General features: G+C 68.1%; 21 protein-coding genes and 2 pseudogenes. 7 read left to right on the forward strand and 16 right to left on the reverse strand.

Going from position 1 to position 22,209, the window contains the following annotated elements; all coding sequences use genetic code 11:
• Positions 1-22 precede the first annotated feature (22 nt).
• Positions 23-1,222 carry an oxygenase MpaB family protein gene (locus ACIBLC_RS29315; RefSeq protein WP_399214286.1) on the reverse strand — a complete coding sequence of 400 codons (1,200 nt, stop codon included), beginning with the start codon at positions 1,220-1,222 and terminating at the stop codon, positions 23-25.
• A 791-nt stretch (positions 1,223-2,013) separates the two neighbouring features.
• Here ACIBLC_RS29315 and ACIBLC_RS29320 point away from each other — a divergent pair.
• Positions 2,014-3,243 (forward strand): hypothetical protein, encoded by a 1,230-nt coding sequence (locus tag ACIBLC_RS29320; RefSeq protein ID WP_399214287.1) that lies wholly within the window; start codon positions 2,014-2,016, stop codon positions 3,241-3,243.
• 383 nt (positions 3,244-3,626) lie between these two features.
• On the opposite strand, the gene ACIBLC_RS29325 is transcribed toward ACIBLC_RS29320, so the two are convergent.
• The 11 genes from ACIBLC_RS29325 to ACIBLC_RS29375 all read right to left on the reverse strand — a co-directional run bounded on the left by ACIBLC_RS29325 (position 3,627) and on the right by ACIBLC_RS29375 (position 13,685).
• Complete coding sequence (locus ACIBLC_RS29325; protein WP_399214288.1) at positions 3,627-3,905, reverse strand: hypothetical protein; 279 nt, start codon at positions 3,903-3,905, stop codon at positions 3,627-3,629.
• A 217-nt stretch (positions 3,906-4,122) separates the two neighbouring features.
• Entirely contained in the window at positions 4,123-5,121 is a 999-nt protein-coding gene (locus ACIBLC_RS29330) for an endonuclease/exonuclease/phosphatase family protein (RefSeq protein ID WP_399214332.1), read from the reverse strand.
• 137 nt (positions 5,122-5,258) lie between these two features.
• Positions 5,259-6,386 carry a sensor histidine kinase gene (locus tag ACIBLC_RS29335; RefSeq protein ID WP_399214290.1) on the reverse strand — a complete coding sequence of 376 codons (1,128 nt, stop codon included), beginning with the start codon at positions 6,384-6,386 and terminating at the stop codon, positions 5,259-5,261.
• Complete coding sequence (locus ACIBLC_RS29340; RefSeq protein ID WP_399214291.1) at positions 6,379-7,074, reverse strand: response regulator transcription factor; 696 nt, start codon at positions 7,072-7,074, stop codon at positions 6,379-6,381. The genes ACIBLC_RS29335 and ACIBLC_RS29340 overlap by 8 nt, the downstream gene beginning before the upstream one ends.
• A gap of 524 nt (positions 7,075-7,598) precedes the next feature.
• Positions 7,599-8,738, reverse strand: coding sequence for a hypothetical protein (locus tag ACIBLC_RS29345; RefSeq protein ID WP_399214293.1), 1,140 nt, complete (start codon positions 8,736-8,738; stop codon positions 7,599-7,601).
• Between the two features lie 187 nt (positions 8,739-8,925).
• Positions 8,926-9,078: a hypothetical protein gene (locus ACIBLC_RS29350; RefSeq protein WP_399214294.1), complete on the reverse strand. Its 153-nt coding sequence runs from the start codon at positions 9,076-9,078 to the stop codon at positions 8,926-8,928.
• A 275-nt stretch (positions 9,079-9,353) separates the two neighbouring features.
• Positions 9,354-10,163 (reverse strand): DUF1963 domain-containing protein, encoded by an 810-nt coding sequence (locus ACIBLC_RS29355; protein WP_399214296.1) that lies wholly within the window; start codon positions 10,161-10,163, stop codon positions 9,354-9,356.
• A 100-nt stretch (positions 10,164-10,263) separates the two neighbouring features.
• Entirely contained in the window at positions 10,264-11,583 is a 1,320-nt protein-coding gene (locus tag ACIBLC_RS29360; RefSeq protein WP_399214297.1) for an Nramp family divalent metal transporter, read from the reverse strand.
• Positions 11,584-11,698: 115 nt separating this feature from the next.
• Positions 11,699-12,385, reverse strand: a complete 687-nt coding sequence (locus ACIBLC_RS29365) for an SDR family NAD(P)-dependent oxidoreductase (RefSeq protein WP_399214298.1) — start codon at positions 12,383-12,385, stop codon at positions 11,699-11,701.
• Between the two features lie 90 nt (positions 12,386-12,475).
• On the reverse strand, positions 12,476-12,868 hold the full coding sequence (locus tag ACIBLC_RS29370) for an ester cyclase (RefSeq protein WP_399214299.1): 393 nt from the start codon (positions 12,866-12,868) through the stop codon (positions 12,476-12,478).
• A 76-nt stretch (positions 12,869-12,944) separates the two neighbouring features.
• The gene (locus ACIBLC_RS29375) at positions 12,945-13,685 is read right to left on the reverse strand and encodes an SDR family NAD(P)-dependent oxidoreductase (RefSeq protein ID WP_399214300.1); all 741 of its coding nucleotides are present in this window, start codon (positions 13,683-13,685) and stop codon (positions 12,945-12,947) included.
• Between the two features lie 94 nt (positions 13,686-13,779).
• Between ACIBLC_RS29375 and ACIBLC_RS29380 the strand changes: the two genes are divergently transcribed.
• Entirely contained in the window at positions 13,780-14,388 is a 609-nt protein-coding gene (locus ACIBLC_RS29380) for a TetR/AcrR family transcriptional regulator (RefSeq protein WP_399214301.1), read from the forward strand.
• 83 nt (positions 14,389-14,471) lie between these two features.
• On the opposite strand, the gene ACIBLC_RS29385 is transcribed toward ACIBLC_RS29380, so the two are convergent.
• Entirely contained in the window at positions 14,472-14,822 is a 351-nt protein-coding gene (locus ACIBLC_RS29385) for a DoxX family protein (protein WP_399214302.1), read from the reverse strand.
• 40 nt (positions 14,823-14,862) lie between these two features.
• Entirely contained in the window at positions 14,863-15,633 is a 771-nt protein-coding gene (locus ACIBLC_RS29390; RefSeq protein WP_399214303.1) for an alpha/beta fold hydrolase, read from the reverse strand.
• Between the two features lie 472 nt (positions 15,634-16,105).
• Here ACIBLC_RS29390 and ACIBLC_RS29395 point away from each other — a divergent pair, with 472 nt between their 5' ends.
• On the forward strand, positions 16,106-16,474 hold the full coding sequence (locus ACIBLC_RS29395; RefSeq protein WP_399214304.1) for a winged helix-turn-helix transcriptional regulator: 369 nt from the start codon (positions 16,106-16,108) through the stop codon (positions 16,472-16,474).
• A 10-nt stretch (positions 16,475-16,484) separates the two neighbouring features.
• Here ACIBLC_RS29395 and ACIBLC_RS29400 read toward each other — a convergent pair.
• Positions 16,485-17,134: pseudogene (locus tag ACIBLC_RS29400) on the reverse strand (helix-turn-helix transcriptional regulator); the annotation flags it as partial.
• Between the two features lie 226 nt (positions 17,135-17,360).
• Between ACIBLC_RS29400 and ACIBLC_RS29405 the strand changes: the two are divergent.
• Complete coding sequence (locus tag ACIBLC_RS29405) at positions 17,361-18,461, forward strand: winged helix DNA-binding domain-containing protein (protein WP_399214305.1); 1,101 nt, start codon at positions 17,361-17,363, stop codon at positions 18,459-18,461.
• A 120-nt stretch (positions 18,462-18,581) separates the two neighbouring features.
• On the opposite strand, the gene ACIBLC_RS29410 is transcribed toward ACIBLC_RS29405, so the two are convergent.
• Positions 18,582-19,625 carry an NAD(P)-dependent alcohol dehydrogenase gene (locus ACIBLC_RS29410; protein WP_399214306.1) on the reverse strand — a complete coding sequence of 348 codons (1,044 nt, stop codon included), beginning with the start codon at positions 19,623-19,625 and terminating at the stop codon, positions 18,582-18,584.
• A 98-nt stretch (positions 19,626-19,723) separates the two neighbouring features.
• On the opposite strand from ACIBLC_RS29410, the gene ACIBLC_RS29415 reads away from it, so the two are divergent.
• From ACIBLC_RS29415 to ACIBLC_RS29425, 3 genes and pseudogenes are all read left to right on the forward strand, one after another.
• Entirely contained in the window at positions 19,724-20,311 is a 588-nt protein-coding gene (locus ACIBLC_RS29415; RefSeq protein WP_399214307.1) for a TetR family transcriptional regulator, read from the forward strand.
• A gap of 141 nt (positions 20,312-20,452) precedes the next feature.
• The gene (locus ACIBLC_RS29420) at positions 20,453-21,202 is read left to right on the forward strand and encodes an SDR family oxidoreductase (protein ID WP_399214308.1); all 750 of its coding nucleotides are present in this window, start codon (positions 20,453-20,455) and stop codon (positions 21,200-21,202) included.
• Positions 21,203-21,752: 550 nt separating this feature from the next.
• Positions 21,753-22,178 (forward strand): annotated as a pseudogene (locus tag ACIBLC_RS29425) (DUF899 family protein); the annotation flags it as partial.
• Between the last annotated feature and the right edge of the window lie 31 nt (positions 22,179-22,209).

Genomic DNA, 22,209 nt, shown 5'->3' on the forward strand with positions numbered 1-22,209 from the left:
CACGGGAGATCGGATCGCCGGGTCACCCCGCCCTGTTTCCGGTGGGGATCGTGATGGGGGTGGTGGTTCCGGATGAGCCCTTGTTGAGGAACAGCATGGCCAGGGAGCGCACGAACTGGTCGAACATGTAGAAGGTGCCGGGCATGACGGGCGACAACCCCTCACGGAACAGGATGAACGTCGGCCATGCGGTGCGGACCAGGGCCGCCGACGCGTAGTCGCGTTTCAGTCCCAGCCAGTCGCCGACCTCGTTGCTGAGGACGTAGCGCACGAACTCGTTCAGGAACCCGCGCGTGACGCCGAGGTCGATCTGTGCGGTCAGGCCGAGCAGGTCCTCGGCCAGTGCGATGCCCTCGGTCGACGGGGTGAGGATCGGTGTGAGCACCTGCGCCGACTGCCTTTCGGCGGCCGCCCATGTCGGGGGGATGTGCTCGTCCGGCACACCGAGCAGGTGGACGGCGACCTGCCATGAGTGCAGGAACGCCTCCTGGTCCGCAGCCGGGAACGGGATCTTCCAGTCGAGCAGCTTCCTGTATACGTAGGTGCCCAGGCTGTGGAAGGTGACCAGGATGTCGGCGGCGCTGATCGGAACGGTCTCGTCGGCGACCGCCCGCCAGTGCGGCGACTGCGGCAGCAGATGACGCACCGCCGCGTGCACCACCCGCGTCTTGTTCGCGGTGACGACGAACTGCCCTGTCGGCTCGAAGGCTCCCAACTGGGACAGGTCGTAGCCGAACGTGAACGTCTTGGCCGCGCGGTCCTGCATGTTTGCGCCACCGGCGGACCAATAGACGCTCTTGGCCTCGCGCGGAATCACGGTGCTCATGATTCCGCTGCCGAGGCCGTACAGCATGAAGAGGTACGTGTCCCTGCGCCGGTTGAAGTCGGCGGCGCGGGCCAGCTTGGCGGGGTCTGCCCAGGAGGGCAGCCGGTTGACCTGCTGCAGGTATGCGGTGAACTCGGCCGGCAGGCCGCTGGGCAGGGGGTGGTTGTTGTTCACCCACGGCGCCCATGCCGTGTTGATCGCCGGCACGTGTCCGTTGTCGAGCATCGAAGCCATCAGAGGGTCCGCCGCGTTGTCCCAGATCCACTCCGGACCGGTCCCCGCGGCGGCTCCGGTCGCCGAGCCGGTCGACGCCCACGCCCGGACGGGGTTCGCCGCGCCCACGAGACCGAGTGCGACACCGAGGGACAGAGCTTTTCGCCTACTGAGGTTCTCCATTGACTTACCTGCTTCCCTGATGGGCCAGATGGTTCCAGGTGCACTCGCAGACTTGCCAGTTGCGTGTCCAGTGCGTGATCAACCTTGTCGCACAGATGTGATTTTCGATTAACATAGCGAGGTGTGTTGCCGTCGGCAATGGTGGTGCCCGAAGGCTCGGCGCCAATGTTTGTCCACGGTCCGCCGGCGCCTCGCCGGCTGCGATCCCCGGCAGCGTTCCGACATCCACTCCGCCCGTCGACGTGGTCGCGACGGGCGGTCGCCGTCATCAGCCCGCTTTCTCCTCGCTGGTGGTCGGCGACACCCGGACCAGCACCCCCTCTCCCCCGCTTCCAGCCCTACCAACAGGCGCAGCACGTATGAGAGTTCGTGCAACCTGGCGCCGCCTGGACGGACCCGGTTCTCTACCGTGGCTCGTAGGGTTGATGCGTGTCAGCCGCTGTCCATGCGGCACGCACCGAGCGGGGCCAGGCCTCCTTCGCCCACCGGAGACATCTCCAGGCTGCGGCCATGAGCACCCCACCGAGAGGCAGCGGCCAAACTCGCCCTGCCAGTTGTCCGGCCGATGGACTCTTCACACTCAAACCGGTTCCGGCCCATGTCACACGTGTGCCGCATCCCAATGGCGGCGTCCGGCACGGGGGCTTAGAAAGGATCGAACGCAACTCTCGGGCCGCACATTCGGGCCACGACAGTGACTGCACCCTCCGTAGGAGCCGAGTATGACAACCCAACCACCTTTCGACTCCGATCGAGACGGTATATCGCCCGAGAACACGACCGACGCCCTCATGTCGCCGCCACCTGTCTCCGCCCCCTGGCCCACCGCGCCGGACGAGACGGCGGACGGGCCGCGCAAGGCTGGTCAGCGGTACCCCGAGCCCGCCGAGGCTGTCGACCGGCACGCCGACCCGCTCGACCACCCGCACCCCGACCCGGCGGACGAGGCCCACCGCTCGTACTTCAACCCGGTCGACGGACTGGTGCACGCCGCCGTCGCCGACCGGCCCCTGGGCGAGGTGATCCAGCTCATCGAGTTGCTGGAGCAGTCACCGACGTACGCGAGAGCCACGGTCGACGCGCTGCGAGCGGTCGGCACGGACCGGTCTGTGGAGGACGTGTCCCGGCTGGTGGCTCTCTTGACCCGGCCGCCGAGAAGCGCGGACAGCGCAGACGAGGCGATTCGCGCGGCGGCCGAGGTCCGGCCCGTGGAGGACGTCACCAGGCTGATGTCGCTGCTGCACCAGCCCTCGCTGGAGCCACACTGCGGCGAGGCCGCGGTACGGGCGGCCGCCACCAGCCGGCCGGTCGAGGAACTGGTGGAGCTGATCGGCCGCATGGCCCAGGAACAGGACGTACGCGAGGACCGGCAGCGGGATTCGTCGACGCGCAAGGGGACGCACGGGGCCGCCGACCGAGCTGACGCGGCCTCGTCCGAGGACGGACCCTCCGGAAGCCGCCTCAACACTGAGAAGGACACGGTCGCCATCGGCCGTACGGCCCGAGCACGCCGTGGCCGGACGGCCAAAGGCGGTGACTCCCCCGCCTGGCCGCGGTTGGTCGCGGTCCTGCTGCTCGTGGCGTGCGGTCTTGCCCACTTCCCGCCTCATCGGGACGGAGCCTCCGTCAACGCCTACGGGTTCGCCATCGGCGCCTGCGGCCTGTGCGTCCTGCTGGGTCTGGCCCTCGTCCGCAAGAGCACGTTGCCGGTTCTCGTCCTGGGAGTCGTGGCTCCGGCGGCGCTCGCCGTCGCCCAGCTCCTGGAAGGCCGGATCCAGTCGGCCGGACTGACCCGGGCCCTGGATCTGACCCTCGCGCCACCGTTGCTCGCCGGTCTCGCGGCCGTGCTCGCCGCGCTGGCGTCCCTGACGGCGCTGGTCACGCTCCTGGCCTCGATGAGGCCCCGTCCGCGGCCCGACGGGCGACGTCTCAGGCCGCTGCGCTGGGCATCCCCCCAAGACGTCACCGCTGACGCTCGCGGCGTGTCCACGGATCCAAGCGATGCCAGAAAGGTTCGCTGACGTCCGGGTGAGTTGGGCCGGCTTCGAGTGAGACGCCTCAGGGCACGTCGCCGAGGTCTGCAACGCACCGACGTCTTCCTCGTACCTGCTGAGTTCGTTCAGCAGGAGAGCTGCCAGCTCTAGGGGCGCGGACGTGGCGGGTTGGGCCGGGCCGGTCCTGTGGTGTGACGATGGGACAGCAGGAGAGCGGCGGCACCGCTCCTCGCAACATGGCCGACCATCGTGGAACCACTGCTGGGCCCCGGGCCGACACGTACTCCACCACGCTCGAACAGGCGTAGCAGATGTTCCGGGCGGCTCAGGATGGGCGGCCTGTAGACCCGGCCTCTGCTGGTGTTCTACGCGGACGTCACGGTCAGCGGTCAGCGGTCAGCGGTCAGCGGTCAGGGAGTGTCGCCGGACCAGTCCCACTGGCGCCGGGCGCCGGGGCGTGGGTCGTACATCGCCCGGCCGCCGGGGCCGAACTGCCCGAGCTCCGTCTGGAGGGCGCCACCGGTGTCGATCTCGTCCGGCGTCCAGCCGGTGATGTCGAGCAGCAGACCGTCGAGCGGCCCGCCGACCAGTTCGACATAGTTGCGGCCGGGTTGCGGGCCTTGGCGTGGGTCGTCGTGGTCCTGACCGTAGACCCGGCCACGCAGCAACTGCTCATCATCCCTGTCCATACCGTCCAGCGTCCCAGCTGCCACCGACAATGCGGGCTCCTCCGGGGCCGCCTTGGGCTTGCGCGCGAGGTCGGTGAACTTGTGACTGCGATCAGTGCACCGCACTGGCACCCGCACGACACGTGCTTTCCGGTCAGCCGCAGTTCTCGCAATCCGCGGAGCCTTCCAACTGCTCGAACCCGAGTAGTCGGGCGAGATCGGAGCCTCTACGCGGTGTTCACCAGCTGATCGCGGCCGCCACAGGCAGGTGATCGCTGCCGGTCGCGGGCAGTATCCACGAGCTCTCCGGGTCCACGCCCCTGACCAGGATCTGATCGATCCGCGCCACCGGGAAGGACGCCGGCCAGCTGAACCCGAAACCGTCCCCGGCCGCGTCCTGGGCCGAGTGCAGCTGCGAGGTGAGCCCGTCGAGCGCGCGGTCGTCCGTGGTGCCGTTCATGTCTCCGAGCACCATCACCCGCTCGACCTGCTCGGCGGTGACGGCCTTGGCGAGCGCGACCGCGCCGAAGTCGCGCGAGTCCGTCCAGAAGCCGTTCCTGGGCATCACCCGCACGGACCCCAGGTGCGCCACATACACCGCCAGCGGCCCGTGGTCCGTGGACACCACGGTGCGCAGCGCCCGGGGCGCGTCGACCGGGATGTCGACCGGCCGGGTCTCCGCCAGCGGCCCGACATTGCCCCGTACGACGTTGACCGGCCGGGTGTCCGACAGCGGCAGCTTGCTCCACAACCCGACCGTGCCCTTCACCGCGTGGTACGGGTACGCCTCCGCCAGCTCCTTCTCGTACGTGGCCGTGGCCTGCGGGGGCATCTCCTCCAGCGCCAGCAGGTCCGCGCCGGAGGCGGCCAGGTCGCGCGCGGTGCCGGCCGGGTCGGGGTTCTCGGCACCGACGTTGTGGCTGACCACGGTGAGGTCGCCGCCCGACCGGGACCTGTCGAGGAGCAGCCCGCCGAAGAGGCTCAGCCACGCCACGACCGGCAGCAGCAGCGCGACCACCGCCGCGGCGGAGCGGCGCCACAGCGCCCCGGCAAGCAGCCCCGGGATGAACAGGCCGAACCACGGCAGGAATGTCTCCACCAGGCTGCCGAGGCCACCCCTGTCCGTGATCTCCGCGTGCATCAGCATGAGCAGGCCGAGCAGCAGCGCCAGCGCGGCGAGCACCGGGCCGCGCTTCCAGGGCCCCGGCCGGGCGAGTGCGCGGACAGCCCGGCGGATACGCGCGCGCCAGGCACCCGAGGCGGTATCCCCGCGAGGGGCTCCGCCCTGCCCGGTCTCCCCCGTGTCCGGGATCTCGGCGCGCTCCTCGACGTCGACCTGCTGTCGCGCATCCGGAAATTCTCGTAGTGCTTCACTCACTGCTCAGACGTCCTATCGGTGAAATGTGCCGGCGGGGCGGGCAGTCGAACGGCGATACGGAGTCCGCCCGCAGCGCGCGGGGTGATGGCGAGGGATCCGTCGTGCACCTCGGTGATCCGTTTGACGATGGCCAGGCCGAGGCCGACACCTGCGTGGTGGCTGCGAACGCGTTCGGTGCCGCGCTGAAACGGCTCGGTGAGAGTCGAGACCAACTGCGGGGAGAGCTTCTCGCCGCTGTTCTCGACCGTGAGCAGCACGGCCTCGGGGCCGACGCCGGTCTCGACCCTCACCGTGCCCTTCTCGGGCAGGTTGTGCACGATCGCGTTGTGCACCAGATTCGTCGTCAACTGCATCAGGAGCGCCCCCGACCCGAAAGCCGGGGCGATGTCGCCGGAGGTCTCGATGGTGACACCGCGCTTCTCGGCGAGCGGGAGCAGTGTCTCGGTGGCCTCTTCGACGAGCAGGGACAGGTCGACCGCTTCTCGGGTGAAGGACCTCTGGTCAGCACGGCTGAGCACGAGCAGCGCCTCGGTGAGGTCGATCGCCCGGGCGTTGACGGCGTACAGGCGGCCGATGACTACGCCGAGGTCCTGTGTCGGATCGCTGCGAGCCACGTCGAGAAGCGCCTGCGAGATCGCCAGCGGGGTGCGCAGTTCGTGCGAGGCGTTGGCCGCGAATCTCCGCTGCTCGGCGACGTGCGCTTCGATCCGGGCGAGCATCGTGTCGAAGTCGTCGGCGAGTTCGCGGAACTCGTCCTTACGGCCCGGCAGCCGGATCCGGTGGGAGAGGGATCCTTGCGCGGCCATGCGTGTGGCGTCCGTGATGCGGGTCAGCGGGGCGAGCATGCGGCCGGCGAGGAGCCACCCTCCCAGGAGGCCGAAAACCAGCAGGAACGCCAGTACCGCGGCTGCTCTCGGAGCGAAAATGTCCAGGAGTGTGGACCGGACGGGGAAAACGCCATTCGTGGGCTTGTCATCGGCGTTGATGAGCATCGCGCGATCGGGGACGTAACGCAGGAGGAACACCCACACCGCCGCGAGCAGCAGGACGCCGGCAAACATGAGGAATCCGGCGTAGCTGAGGGTGAGTTTGAAGCGCACGCTGAACCCAGGCGCCCTATCCATGCGCTTCCCCCTCACGTCCGGTCTCCGGCTGAGTGTCGATGCGGTATCCGGCTCCAGGCACCGTGGCGATGAACCAGGGTTCGCCCAGCCGCTTGCGCAGAGCCGAGACCGTGATGCGTACGGCATTGGTGAACGGGTCCGCGTGCTCATCCCACGCCTGTTCCAGAAGCTCCTCAGTGCTGACGACGCCGCCTTCGGCGGCGACCAATACTTCGAGCACGGCGAACTGTTTCCTGGTCAGTGCGACGAAGAGGCCGTCGCGGTAGACCTCGCGACGGAACGGATCGAGCCGCAGGCCTGCGATCTCCCGTACAGGCGGTCTGTTGTGCGCGCGTCTGCGGTCGAGTGCTCTGAGTCTGAGCACGAGTTCCTGGAGCGCGAACGGCTTCGTGAGGTAGTCGTCCGCGCCGAGCTCGAACCCGGTGGCCTTGTCGTCGAGACGGTCGGCGGCGGTGAGCATGAGAATCGGCATTCCGCTGCCGGAGGCGACGATGCATTTGGCGATCTCGTCGCCGGTGGGTCCGGGGATGTCCCGGTCCAGGACGGCGATGTCGTAGGTGTTGACGCTCAGCAGCTCCAGAGCAATGTCGCCGTCTCCTGCGATGTCCGCCGCGATCGCTTCCAGGCGCAGGCCGTCGCGGATGGCCTCTGCCATATATGACTCGTCCTCGACGATCAGCACTCGCATGCTCCGAGGCTACGAGTCGGCACATATCGTGGGCATATCGAAAACCACATACCGCACTGCGGCCATCCGCCAGCGCTGCTCATCAGGAACGAGCGCGTCTGGTCGACGGGGCGTCGGCCCGCGAGGCGGACCCGCCCATGGGGGTGGCAGCCACACTTCTCGACGCCGAGCACAGCAGGCTGCGGGACGACGCCACCACCTGATGGTGCCTTGGCAGCCGCCCAAGGCGTGACGCCCCGTCACGCCGCCTCCGTAATTCGTTGGCGGACTCGGGAGTTCGCGGCCCCAGGACGTACCAGCGGAATCAAGCGTGCGCAGGTGCCGCTCATCGGCTTCCCGACCGTGGAATGCAACAGCGGCCGCGCGCGGGACCTTGCCCCGTGAGCCTGTCTGAGGCGGCGGGGCGCCCGGCTGGAAAGCCTCAGCCGGGCGCCTGCTCGGACCGCTCGCGGTCTGATCACCGCGACCACGTGATGCGGGGACCTTCGGCTAGGAGCCGATGTTGCGCCCGGCCCGGGGCGGGTTCAGCGAGTCGAACGCTGGATCAGCTCGTACTGGGCGGAGGTGGACTCCCCGGTGATGAGTCCGTAGTCGCCGACCGACCAGAACTGACCAGTGCGGCCGGCGGGCGCGAGGGCCTCGATTTCGTACGACTGAGTCTGACCGCCGGGGACGGCGTCGCCGGCGACCGAGGTCCAACCACCGTCGCGCAGACGCCAGTAAAGAGCGGTGCCCTCGTAGCCGTAGGGATCGCCCGAGACCCACACGGTGCCCTTGCCGTCGCCTGTGATGGCGTTGGCCCACAGTCCGTCGACCGGCCCGGTGACGTCGCGCCAGCTGAGACCGTCCCAGTGCAGCACCTTGGTCCGCTGGGGTTCGTCCTCGACGTACGGGGTGAGAGCGGTGACCCACACACTGCGCGCGGACTCCTGGTACACAGCCGTCACCGCGAGATCGCTGCCGACCGGCGCGACGTCATTCCACGAACGGCCGTCCCAGTGCAGGAGCACCGACCGGCCCGGCCGGCCGGCATACGCGAACTGCCCGACCGCCCACGCATCACGGGAGGACCGCGCCTCGACCGCGCTGATCATGACACCCTCCGGGAGAGTCGTGCTCCGCCAGACGCCATGGGCGTAGACGCTGATCGCGGTGTCGCCGACCAGCCAGGCCTTGCCGGGCACGGCGGCCAGCTTCGCGAAACCGTAGCTCTCCCCCGCAGGCAGCGGCACCGACTTCCACCGCCTGCCGTCGTAGTGGGCCAGCGTCTCGCCGTCCTGGCCCCAGCCGTACGCCCATACGTCCTGCGCCGACACCGCGTCCACGGCATGCCACACTCCGGTTCCCGGCATGCCGGGGGTGGCCTGCTCCTGCCAGGTCCTGCCGTTCCAGCGCAGGATGACGCCCTTGCCGATGCCGTCGACGTACTGAACTCCCACCGCCCAAGCCGCGTTCGGACCCACCGACGCGACATCGAAGAGCGCGGAGTTGTCCGAGAGCGTCCCCGCCAGAGAGGTGCGCCAGGCCGGAGCCGACACCCGGCTCGTGGCCGACACAGCCGGAATCGCCGCGTCCGCCGCTGCGACTCCGGCCGGGGCCACGGCCACGGTGGCGGCCGTTAACGCCGTGACAATCGAGATCCTGAGGTACTTGCCTGTCTTCATGACTGCTCCCCGTTGTGCACGGGGGTGCCGCGTGGATCCCGCGACTTGGCCCCCGTTGTCGCCTGGTCACTCATGAGACCGCCCGCCCCGCCCGACGGTTGTACCGACCACAGGAATACGCGCAGGCGTCGGCCCAGGACCGCACCAACCCCGGACCCGAGCTACCCCCGGCCTTGGCCGCGCGGGGTCACTTCACGAAGCGGTACTTCAGGTGGGTGGCCAGGGGCGTGCCGACCACCCTGGCCGGGTCGAGGCTCCGCTGCCCGGCGCGCAGTCCCGCAAGGTTGTGGATCCACTCGAACAGGGGCTCGGCGCCGTCGCCTCCCGGGTTTTTATTCACACGTCGATCGGCAACCGGCGCTTTCGACACTCCCCTGACCACTCCGATGAACTGCCGAGTCCCCCCACTGTGAGAACCCCGATGCTCGCGGCTGGAGTACGGGCGGCGGCGCCACCGGGGTGGGCGACAACAGGTCTATCAAGCGGTGTTCGCGCCGGTGACCACCACGGTGCGGCCGTGCCCCGACGCATACGACAGCGGGAGTACCAGCGCGAGAGAAGGAACCCGCAGTGGACTCCCGGAGTGCCCTCTCTCCGCCATCAACACCCCGGGGGCTAGCACTGCTGCTCGTACTGGAGGCCGTCATACTTTCGGGCCGCGATGTCCTCCCGTGTGCCCACGATCAGGTTCATGGTGAAGACGTTGTAGTCGATCGCCTGCCCGGCCATTTGCGCGAAGAGCACGAGTTCGCCCTCGTCCGGTGCCATGTCCCACGGGTCGGAGAACCCGCCGATCTGCACACAGACACCGGGGCACTCTCCACCAGCGGCAAGGTCGAGGACGGCTTCCTCGAAACTGTCCAGCGCATCCTCGTCACCGCCGCCGGCCAAGAACGCGCGGGTCTGCGGGCCCTCTTGCCACTCGTTGTCGAAGGTCAGTCCGGCCACGGGATACAGGGTGAGTGGTTCATAGACTCTGACCTGCATGGCCTCACCGTTCAACTCGTACGTCGCGGCGCGCTCCGTGGTGTGTGCTCCGGCAGGGACGTGGAGCACCACAGACGACTCCGGCGGGTACTCGATCTCGGTGAAGAACAACAGATGCCCGTCCGCGGGGAGTTCGATGTCCAGCACGTCCTGGGGCAGGGCCGCACAGTCGACACTCAGCACGAGGGGCTCCCTCCCCTCAGGCCATTCGACCCCCACCGGCAGCGCGGGTAGCCCACCCGTTCGTGCCACTGGGCGGACGTTCTCCCGCCGGGACACAGGCACTTCCTGGTGCGGCACCAGGTAGAGGCACGGCCGGGACCGGGCCATCAACTCCTGTGCGACGGGGCCGGGAACGCCGTACTCGGCGGCTGTCTCATGGACGAGCCGCTCGTCGATCGATGTCATGCCCGCGATCGTGCCACGGGCCACTGACATGCCGCCGATCGTCTCACTCCGACGGCGGCCAACTGCGGTACGGCTGACGCTCGCAGGACGAGTTCGTCGTTCGTGACTTTGTCCTGTCCTGCCCTGAGGACTAGAAGAAGTCCGCCCAGGGCTGATCCCAGACCTGCTTCACGCACAGGACCAGGAAAAGCAGTCCGGCGATGGCGAGCATGGCGTTGCTGAGCGGCCCGTTGCGCCACTCTCGCGGCGTGCGGGAGGAGTTGAGGAGCCAGATCAGGGTGAGGGCCAGGAAGGGGAGGAAGGCGGCGCCGAGAACGCCGTAGAGAATCACCAGGCGGAACGGCTGGCCCTGGAAGAGGAGGACGATCGGCGGGAAGGTCAGCCAGAGCAGGTAGGCACGGAAGGGCCAGGACTTCTCCCGGGTACCCGACGCGACCTCCTCCCCTGTCGTCCTGGTCCCGCGATAGCGCTCCACGAAGTCCGCGAACATCAGGCTCACGCCGTGCCAGACGCCGATGAGCGAGGTGAAAGAGGTGGCGAAGAAACCGATCAGGAAGAACTTGGCGGTCGCCGTGCCGTACTCAGCCTCCAGGATGTCGCTCAGCTGGATGAGGCCCTGGTCGCCGCTCGCGATGGCGACGTTCGCGGAATGCAGGAGTTCCGCGCCGACGAAGAGCATCGAGATGACGAAAAGGCCGGTGGTGATGTACGCGACGCGGTTGTCGAGGCGCATGACCTTCATCCAGCCCGTGTTCGTCCAGCCCTTCGCGTTGACCCAATAGCCGTATGCGGCAAGGGTGATGGTGCCGCCTACCCCGCCGATCAGACCGAGTGTGTTGAGGATCGAGTCCTTCTCGTCCGGGAGGACGGGGAGCAGGCCGGCGAAGGCGTCGCCGAGGTTGGGGGTGACGCGAATCGCCAGGTAGACGGTGACGACGAACATCACGCCCACCAGCACGGTCATGACCTTCTCGAAGACCTCGTACTTGTTGAACCACACGAACACGAGGCCCACCAGGCCGCAGATGACCGCCCACGGCTTGATCGACCAGTCGTCCGGGAAGACGTCGGGGAACAGCGCCTGTAGCGGCAGCGCGCTCGACGACATCGCCGCCGCGCCGTACACGAAGCCCCAGATGACCACGTAGACGACGAAGAAGTACGTCGTCCACCGGCCCAGGCTCGCCCAGCCGTCGAAGAGGGTACGGCCGGTGGACAGATGCCAGCGGCCGGCCGCCTCGGCGAGAGAGATCTTGACTACACAGCCGATGACCGCGGCCCACAGCAGGGTGTAGCCGAAATTGCTGCCCGCAACGAGCGTCGCGACGAGGTCACCGGCGCCCACGCCCGTCGCGGCGACGACAATGCCGGGTCCGATGTACTTCCAACTCGACTTGCGCGGCTGGGCGATGGACTCCCCTGACTCTGACTTCCCAGTGGTCTCCGTCATACGAATCAAGAAAGCGTAAAGAGTGCCTGGCCACAAGAGCGCGCGCTTCGATCACCACTTGACGTACACAGCGCCCGAAAATGGAGACGCGCGGTGCCGTCCGCGTGCGCCACGGTTACCAGGGCACTTCCCCGTTTTCGTCCTGGAAGGTTCCTGTCGGACCGTCCGCGTCGAGAGTTGCCATACGCACGACGACCCTGGCGCTCTGCTCCGGCGCCCTTCCGATTCCGAATGCCGCGGTCAGATCGGTCGCGGTGGTGCCGGGCTCGACAGCGTTGAACTTGATGCCCGGCTGGGACTTGGCGTACTGGACCGTGAGCATGGTCGCCGCGGACTTGGACGCGGAGTAGAGCGCCAACGGCAGGTTGAATTCCGGCCGGTCCGGATTGGTCACTGCCCAGAAGGATCCGGCGCTGCTGGATACGGTGACCACGGTCGGGTTCGAGGAATTGCGCAGCAGGGGAAGCGCCGCCTCCGTGACGCGCACGATTCCCACCGCGTTGGTGTCGAAGGCCCGGAGTGCGGTGGGACCGTCGGTGACTCCGTCCCCCAAGATGCCCGCGTTGTTCACCAGGACGTCGAGCCTTCCCTCGGCCGAGCCGATCGTCGCCAGCGCGCTGCTCACCGATGCGTCGTCGGTGACGTCGAGTTGGACGAATCGTGCGCCGAGCACAGCCGCGGCCTTCTCACCTCGCTCGACATCACGAGCGCCGATGTAGACAACGTGGCCCAACGCCAGAAGCTGTCTGGCTGCCTCGAAGCCGATGCCCTTGTTTGCCCCGGTGATCAGTGTGACCGTCATGCGTATCCTCACGAGTCATCTGGCCCAAGTGGGCGGTTCAGTTGGTGATGTACGGGCTGTTCTTTGAGTTGCCGGCGCCGACCTCGGAGGTCAGCCGGTCAACTGCCGGAGAAGTTCGCCGGCGTCGTGCAGGGCGGTCATATGCACGAACCGCCCGTCGCGGACCTGATAGATGGCGTACTCGACGATCTCGAACGAGGCGCCGGTGGGAGTCACGCCGAGCCATTCCTTCGCCGGGGTACCCGTGTTGACCAGACGCGCGGCCAGACGGTCACCGTCGAAGAGCAGTTCCTTCAGCTCCCAATGGAGGTCCGGAACCGCGTCCACATCATGCTTCTGAACCGCGATGAGGTCGTCCCGGGTGGCCGGTTCACCGTTCAGAGTGGTCCGGTCGTTGATGAACTCGTCCATTCCATCGAACTTGTGGGCGTTGAGCGCCTCGATGTAGCGCAGGTAGAACGCACGCAGATCGCTGTCGGACATGACGATGACCTTTCTGTGGGGCAGCTCCGGATCGGGGCCGCGACCGGATGTCGACAAGGTCCTTCAGTCACGCCTCTCATATCTGGTTCAGGCCGCCGTCGACGTACAGGCTCGAACCCGTGATGAAGCTGCTCTGTTCGGAGGCGAGGAAGGCCACGGCGGCGGCGGTCTCCTCCGGGCGTCCGAGCCGGCCCAGCGGCACACGCGTCGCCAGTTTCCGCTTGAACTCCTCCGGGGCGGGGGTGAGCGCCGACAGTGCCGGAGTGTCGGTCGGGCCGGGCGTGATGGTGTTGACCCGGATGCCGCGTCCCTTGAGCTCGTTGGCCCAGGTCCGGGAGAACGATCGAGTGGCGGCCTTGGTCGCCGCGTACACGCCGAGCGCCTCGTCGCCGACGTCCACGTTGGTGGAGCCGTTCAGGATGACCGAAGCCCCGTCGTTGAGCAGGGGCAGTGCCTTTTGGACGGTGAACAACGTGCCCCGGACGTTGATCCCGAAAAGGGTGTCGAAGTGCTCCTCGGTGACCTGCTCCAGCGGTACGAGCGAGGCGACGGAGGCGTTCGCGAACAGCACGTCCAGGCCCCGTCCCCGGCTGCGGATCGTCTCGTAGAGCCGGTCCAGGTCGGCCAGGTTCGAGATGTCGCCGGTCACCGCGGTGGCCGCTGAACCGATCACTTCGACGGCCGCGTCCAGTTCGGTTTTGCGCCGACCGGTGATGAACACGTGTGCGCCCTCGGCCGCCAGCCGGACGGCGCTGGCCAGGCCGATTCCGGCACTGCCTCCGGTGACGAGAGCGGTCTTTCCTTCAAGCAGTCCCACGTGAGTAGCCCCTTCCACTTCCGCAGCGATCGCTGCGGAAGTCCGACGTTAGCACTTCTGCAGCGATCGTTGCGGAAGAGGTAGACTCGTGGGTGTGGAGACGAGACAGAGCGGCCCCATCGGCCGACCGCGAGGATTCGACGCCGACGAGGCTCTTGAGCGCGCCATGCTGGTCTTCTGGCAGCACGGCTACGAGGGAGCCAGCACGGCCGGCCTGACGAACGCGATGGGCATCTCCACCACCAGCATGTACGCAGCCTTCGGCAACAAGGAGAAGCTGTTCCGCAAGGTTCTGGAGCGCTACACCGAAGGCCCGAGCGCATACCTGGCCCGAGCCTTGGAGGAGCCGACCGCTCTCGGCGTCGCCACCGCGATCCTGGCCGGCACCGTTCGGACCACCACCCGCCCGGCCAATCCCCACGGGTGCCTGGGCGTCCAGGGCGCCCTGACCACCAGCGAGTCCGGGCAGGAAGTCCGTGACCTCCTCGTCGCCTGGCGCCACAAGGGCTACTCCTGCGTCCGAGAGCGGTTCCAGCGGGCCGTCGACGACGGCGACCTGCCTCCGCGGACCGATCCAGGGCTACTGGCCCGCTACCTGACCACCGTCGCCTACGGCATCGCCGTACAAGCCGCGAGCGGTGTCTGCCGCGACGAACTCCAGGAGCTGGCCGACGCCGTCCTGCGCAACTGGCCGATCTCCTGAGAACCTGAGAACCCCGGCATCGGCCGTTCCAGCTCACGAGCAGTCTCCGCGAGCGAGCTGGAACGGCCGATGCCTGTCAGCTATCAGAGGGTGGCGGCGCGCAATCCGATGAGGACGGCGGCGACGATCGCTAGGACGGCTGCCGGGGGCGCGCCCTTGAAGTCGCTGACGTGCAGGTGTGTGGTGACCGCGCCGATGAAGTAGAGCGTCAAACCGACAGCCGCGGCGATTCCGAGGGGCCCCCACCAGAGCCCGACGACAAGGCCAGCCACTCCGGCGATCTGAGCTGCGCCCAAGAACGGCAACATGCCAAAGGGCAGTGCAAGGGTGGACATCTGATCAACGAGCCGCTTCGGCCGGGTGAACTTGGCACCGGCCGAAGCCAGGAGCACCGCCGACATGAGTGCGGCGACGACGGCGTAGGCGATGAACATGCGAGACCTCAACTGTTCGACGAGGGCGTGTAGTTACACATCAGATGCCTTGGCGGGTCGTGCCCTGTTTCGCGAGGCGGGCGCCTTTCAGCAGCAGGTCGCTGAGTTCCACGGGCTTGGTGATCATGCAGTCGTGACCGCACTCCAGCTCATGGACGCGAGACGGCTCGCCGTTGGGCTGAGTCCCGGGGATGGGTCGCCGGGTGACGCCATCGAGCTTGCTGCCGACGCAGAGAATGTGAGACCGGGGAATCGACGCCTGCGCGGGGTTGTCCAGCTGGACCGGCTGCTGAAAACAGAGGACCGACTCATCTGCGAGCGTGGTCTTGAGCCAGTCGATGTCATCGGGGTCTATGACGCCGAACAGGCCGAGCGGCGACGGGAGTTCCGGTAGCGGCGGAATGCGCCAGGGCTCGGCGCTCTCGGCGGCAGCGTCGATCAGAACCTGCGTGAGCGGCATGACGTCGATGGCGTTCTCACCGTGCGTCGGCACCATCGCGTCGATGTACACCAGGCTTGAGATGCGTTCGGGGACCTGGTTCGCCACGCTCGAGATGACCATCCCCGCGTAGCTGTGCCCGACGAGCACGATGCCGCTCAGATCGTGGTCGAGGATGAGACCGACGATGTCGTCCACGTGGGTGCCGAGCCCGACTTCGGGACTGAGCAGGTGCGCCTTGTCCCCGTGGCCGGTGAGGGACGGGGCGAAGACACGGTGGCCGTGAGCGGAGAGCAGTGGGGCGACGCGGTTCCAGGACTGCCCGTCGTGCCAGGCTCCGTGGACGAGGACGTAAGTGGTCGGGTTGGCCATGGATGCTTCCTTGGGGTGAGGCTCGAACTGTTGGCAGGTGAATTTGCGCGCGTACGGACACGCACGTGCACGGGCGTGGATGTGTACGGGCGTACGGGCGTACGGGCGTGGATGGTTGAGGAATCCAGGCAGGTTGCCCAGGCAGGTTGCGGTTGAGCAGACGACTCAGCCGGATTCGCGCCGCATGTCGGGCGAAGAGTCGGAGGCGAGCTTCTCCGAAGACCCCAGAACGCTCGTGCGCGGCGGCCCGTCGAGATCGAATCGCCCGATGAACCGGTGGGCGCCGAACGGCCGGTCAGCCGCACCGGCGGCTTGCGGCTCGGGCCCGGAACGATGGTGACGTTCCGCGGCGGGGACGGAACCGCCCGGCCCACGTGATGGCACCCTCGGTGCCTGGGCATTCATCGGGGTTGTGTGCTGCATGCTGTCGACGTTAGGGATCCGATAGGTACCCGGAGGTACCCTACGGATCATGAGCCTCCGTCCTGGCACCGTCTTCCTCGCGGACTGCCCCGCCAGGCTGGCCATCGAGATCATCGCCAGCAAATGGTCCGTCGTCACACTCTTCGCGCTGAGCGACGGTCCGCTGCGGCACGGCGAACTGGTCGAACTGATCGGGGGCATCTCGCGCAAGGTGCTGACGCAGACGTTGCGTCACCTTCAGGACAACGGGCTCGTCGAGCGCCATACCTACGCCGAAGCACCACCGCGAGTGGAGTACAGCTTGACCGAGCTCGGGCGCACCCTCGAAGAGCCCATCAGGATGTTGACCCAATGGGCGAAGTCCCACGGTGAAGCGGTGGTCAGTTTCCGTCAGGAGTCGGCTGAGGAGGACGTCTAGAGACGTGTCGCGGAGGGTCCGCGTTCGCGTAGCGTCGGGCCAAGTGGGCGGCGGTGTCAGTGAGTTCGGGTGGAGCCACGCCGCCTTCGGGCAGGTCGCGTGGGGTGAAGCGGGGCCCCCTGGGGATGCGCGGGGTTATCCGTTCGGCGCGGAACGTGCGCCAGTCCTCACAGTCGAGATCCCAGACAAGCCAGTCCTCACGGTCGAGAACCCCGACAAGGAGGTACCAGCGTCCGCCCCAGGTGACGAGGTGGTGAGGCTGCACCCGGCAGGGCGGGGTTGCTGGGCGTCGATGCGGCTGCGCAGCCGGGCAGGCATGACCTGCCGGACAGTGGTGAGCGCGCGGGTCGCGGCTTCCTCGATACCGGCACCGGTGGCAGCACCGGCGGCGGTGGCGATCTGGAGTGCGATCGCGAGGGCGACGGCCTGCTCGTCGTCGAACAGCGGCGGAGTCAGCTCCGAGCCGGCGTCGAGGCGGTATCCGCCGTCGGGCCCCTTGACGGCCACGATGGGCTACCCGAGGTCGCACAGGCGGTCGACATCGCGGCGTACGGTGCGCGGGCTGGTGTCGAGGCGCTCGGCCAATAGCGCGCCCGGCCAGTCGCGGCGCGCCTGGAGCAGCGACAGCAGGCGGAGCAGTCGCGCTGAGGCCTTCGGCACGACTCCCATGACGCCCAGAGATGCGGACACACCCTGACCGCTTCCCTTGCGATCGTCATCCCGTACCGGAGAACAACCGGAAGGACCTCAGCACGATGACCGCCACCACTTACATGGCGACGTTCCCGACGACGGGTGACCTGGCCGCGAGTACGGTGTGTCCTGCACCCCGGCCGCCATCGAGCACTCTGTGCCGCACTGGCGAGCGGCCGATGAGCGTGACGCGATGACGGTTCTCGACACCCGGGCGCTGGGCCGCGCGACGCTCGCCCGGCAACTGCTGCTCGACCGCGCCGACCTACCGGTCCTCGACACAGTCGCGCACCTTGGCGGCCTGCAAGCGCAGGAGCCTCAGGAACCGTTCACCGGGCTCTGGTCGCGGCTGCGCGCGTTCGATCCGCTGGCGCTGGACGACCTGTTGACCGGGCGGCGCGCGGTGCGTACGCACCTCATGCGCCGTACAGTCCACCTCCTCACCGCCGACGACGCCCTGGCCTGGCGGTCCCGCCACGACACCATGCTGCGCCAGCGGGTGATGGGCACCTACCGCCGCGAGCTCGAAGGGGTGAACCTCGACGAGCTCGCGGCGGCGGGCCGGGCGGTCATGGCCGATGGCGAGCCCCGCACGATGACCGAACTCGCACGGGTACTGGCCGACCGCTGGCCCGCGCCGGGCCGGAGGGCACTCGGCGAGATGGTGATCGCCGCCCTCGTCCCGATGGTGCAAATGCCACCGCGCGGGCTGTGGCGCACGAAGGCGGGAGTGCGCAATGTACCGCTCTCCTCCTGGCTGGGGCGTGAGATCCACCCGTCGGCCCCGAACGGCTCCGATCCGGTCGGTGAGTCCCTGGTACGCCGTTATCTGGCCGCGTTCGGCCCCGCGGCGTCGGCCGACCTGCGCGCCTGGTGCGGTCTCGCCGGACTGCCGGCCGCGGTCGCCGCCGTCCGCGGGGAGCTGGTCCCCTTCCGCGACGCGCGCGGCCGCGAACTGCTCGACCTTCCCGACGCGCCGCGCCCCGACCCCGACACGCCCGCCCCGGTACGGTTCCTGCCCGCGTTCGACAACGCGATCCTCGGCTACCACGACCGCAGCAGGATCATCGACGACGACCACCGCGGCCTGTCCGTCGCGGGTGCCCGCGTTGTGCTGGTGGACGGCCGCGTCGCCGCGACCTGGAGCGTCGACGCGGGCACCGTGATCGTCACCCCGCTCCGCGCCTTCTCGCGAGCCGAGCGCGACGCCGTCGCCGAGGAGGGCCATGGACTGGCTTCCTTCCTCTCCGACAAGGACAGCGACCGCGTACGGATCACGGACTGTCCCCGTTGAGCGCCGCACCAGCGACGCTTCCCGTGGCTCCGACACCCTCTAACTCCGGCTCTGCCACCTGGATTTCCCCACGCGATGCTCCCAGGCTCCCCCGTGCTCCGGCGCTATCCACCGAGGCGTTCAGTCCAGGTCGGACATGTCGAGGACGAAGCGGTAGCGGACATCGTTGCGCCGGAGCCGGTCTAGAACCTCGTTCACGCGGGCCGAGGGGAACAGTTCGATGTCGGCGGTGATGCCGTGTTCGGCGCAGAAGTCCAGCATGGCGGCGGTCGCGAGCCTGCCGCCGCTGCCCGCGGAACTGAGCTTCTTGCGTCCCAGGAGCAGGTCGGTGGTCTCCACGGTGACGGGTCCCAGGTACCCGAGGTGGCTGAGTGTCCCGTCCATGGCGACCAGGCGCAGGTACGGGCCCAGGTCGTGCGGGGCGGAGATGGTGTCGATGACCACGTCGAACCGGTCGCGGGCGTCGGCCAACTGCGCCTGGTCAGTGGAGACGATGACACTGTGAGCGCCGAGACGACGAGCGTCGTCGGCCTTGTCGGGTGAGCGGCTGATGACCGAGGTATCGGCACCGAGCGCCACGGCGATCTTGACCGCGAGGTGACCCAGGCCGCCAAGCCCCGCCACCGCGACGCGGGTTCCCGGCCCCACCCCGAGAGCGTGCAGCGGTTCCCAGACAGTGATCCCGGCGCAGAGCAGTGGCGCCGCGCCGGCCGGATCCAGACCGGCGGGAAGAGGGTAGGCGAAACGGTCGCGGACCACGTACTCGCGGGAGTAGCCCCCCAGTGTGGTCGATCCGTCCTTCCGGTCGATGCCGTCGTAGGTCAGGGTCGGGAAGGCGTGGCAGAAGTTCTCCTGGTCTGCCCGGCACATGGCGCACTCGCCGCACGAATCGACGATGTTGCCCACGGCGACCGGGTCGCCGACGGTGAAACGCGTGACCGCGGGTCCGGTCTCGGTCACCACGCCCGTGAACTCGTGCCCTGGCACCAAGGGGCTACCCCCTTCGCCTCCCCGGGCGCTGACGGCGTGCAGATCGGTGTGGCAGACGCCGCAGTAGTCCACCCTGACCGCGAGGTCGTCAGGGCGCAGGTCCCGGCGTTCCAGTGGCACCCGCCGCAGCGTCGTCGACGGTCCTTCCACCTGCCAGCCAACGGTGTTCCTCATGATGCCGACTCCTCATAGACAGACTGGTTGGTCTATTTGAGGTTAGGACCATCCGCCGCTCCAGGCAAACCAACTGTTCTGTTTGGTAGCGTGGGAACATGCCCGATCAGCCTTTGACCTCGCGTGGAGCCGCGACCTACCAACGCATCCTCGATGTGTCGACGCGGGAGTTCGCCGAGCACGGGATCGCCGGAGCGCGCGTCGAGCGGATCGTGGCCGCCGCCCGCACCAACAAGGCGCAGCTCTACGCCTACTTCGGCAGCAAGGAAGGGCTCTTCGACGCCATCTTCTTCGGCTCGCTGGAGCGGATCATGAATGTCGTCCCGATCGACGCCACGGAGCTCGCGGACTGGGCCGCACGCCTCTACGACGAGTACCTCCGCCGTCCCGACCTCATCCGGCTGGCCACCTGGGCGCGCCTGGAGCGACGCCCGGTCGGCCACCTGGTCGACGACCCTGACCGCCTCGACGACCACAAACTGCGTGCCATCGCCGAGGCCCAAGCCGCCGGCCTGGTCCGCCAGGGCGACCCGTTCGACGTCATGGCCATGGTCATTGCCATGTCCATGGCCTGGTCGCCGGTCAGCAACGTCTACGCGGCGACCGCGGAGGAGCCCTCCGAAGTGCACGAGCACCGTCGCGCCCTGCTCCGCGAGAGTGTCCGCCGCGCCATGTCGGCCGACTGAGGCCGGTTCAACCCTCGCCGGCCGGCTGCGCGCCCTCCCGGGCAGCACCTCAGGTATTCGGCGTCCGAGATTCATCTTAGAGTTGCCGTAGCGCACAAAAAAGGCTTACCGGACAAAGCAATTCGAGAGAAGGCGAACGCCATGAAGTTCGCAGTCATCGGCGGCACCGGGCTGATCGGGTCACGGGTCGTGGAAAACCTCAACGCGGCCGGTCACGAGGCCGTACCGCACTCCCCGTCCTCCGGCGTGGACATCATCACCGGCCAGGGAGTTGACGCGGCCGTGGCCGGCACCGACGTCGTCATCAATCTGGCGAACTCGCCGACCTTCGACGCCGCTTCCATCGCTTTCTTCCAGACCTCGATGGACAACCTTCTCGCCGCGAGCGAGAAAGGCGGGGTCGGGCACTTCGTCATCCTCTCGATCGTGGGTGTGGACGAAGTTCCCGATCTGGATTACTACCGGGCGAAGGTGCTTCAGGAGAACGTTCTCAAAGCCGGGCCGATCCCGTACTCCATCGTCCGCGCCACGCAGTTCATGGAGTTCATGGAGTTCATGGAGTTCATGGACAGGACCCTCGCGATGACCACAGACGGCGACACCGTCCGCCTGCCGCACACACCGATCCAGCCGATCGCCGCCGCGGAGGTCGCCCAGATTGTCACCGAAGTCGCTGAAGGCAGCCCTCTGAACGGGATCCTCAACATCGCAGGTCCCGACGTCTGCCCCCTCGACGAGCTTGGTCGGCTCACCCTGACCGCCAAGGGCGCCCAGCAGTCCGTCGTCACCGATGACACCGCGGGCATGTTCGCCGCCGTCCCCGGCGACGTTCTCACCGCCCCGAAGGATGCCCGCATCGCTCCCATCCGTTACACCGACTGGCTTTCCTGAGCCACCGGGCCCGTCGAGTGAGGAGCCCTTCGTCCTGATCTGGGCGGGGCAGCAACGCTGAACTCGTCAGCCTCGCCCGCTGGACCGCTCACGCCTCGGTGATCAGGCGTGCGACGTCACGGGGGTGCAAGACGCTCACCGCGTGGGAGGCGACGACGGAGACCGAAGCAGCCTGGCGCGCTCGGCCATGAAGGTCTGCGTCCCCGGGGGGATGTTCAGGTCCTCCGTGGCCACGAGAACTCAGGATGGGATCTCTCTCCACGCCGTGGCGGAGGCAGCTTCAGCCAGGGCGGTATTGGTCACGGAACGCCGCCCGAGCCACGCTCGAAGCGGCGATCGAACGCCGCGTGAAGCCCGCGGAGTCTCCCCCCTCAGGTGTTCCGTCATCCGGCACACCTGCCTCCCCCGTCTCTGTTCGTGCGGACTCGGCCATGGGCCACCACTCGCAGCGATGAGTTCCGGCCGGGTCGCGAGTCAGTTCTGGTGACCGTCGTGCGACGTCGTACGGCGTCGTCGGCGTTGCCTGGCACGAAACACCACGGAGGCCACCATGACAACCGCACCGGACGATCCGACCACCGCGCTGCCTGGCCGTCCGCCCGTCACTGACCTGGCCACCTGGCGGGTCGCCCGTGACGAGCTTCTGGTCCGCGAGAAGGCTCATACCCGCGAGGGCGACGCCCTGGCCTCGGCCCGTCGTCGGCTGCCGATGGTGGAGCTCGACGGGATGGTCGAGGTCGTTGGACCCGACGGCCCGGTCCCGTTTCTGGACCTGTTCCAGGGGCGCGACGAGCTCGTTGTCTACCAGCACATGTGGTACGACGGCGCGCCGCACCAGGGGCAGTGCGAGGGCTGCACCACCACGGCCTGGCACATGAAGGACGCCGTCTACCTCAACGCCCGGGGGGTCTCGTTCGCCGTCCTGGCCCCGGGACCGTGGGACGAAGTGGCCTCCCACGTCGAGTTCATGGGTTACGAGTTGGTGCGTGATAGCGGGTGGGCCGTGT

Source organism: Streptomyces sp. NPDC050535, assembly GCF_044457665.1.
GTDB lineage: Bacteria > Actinomycetota > Actinomycetes > Streptomycetales > Streptomycetaceae > Streptomyces.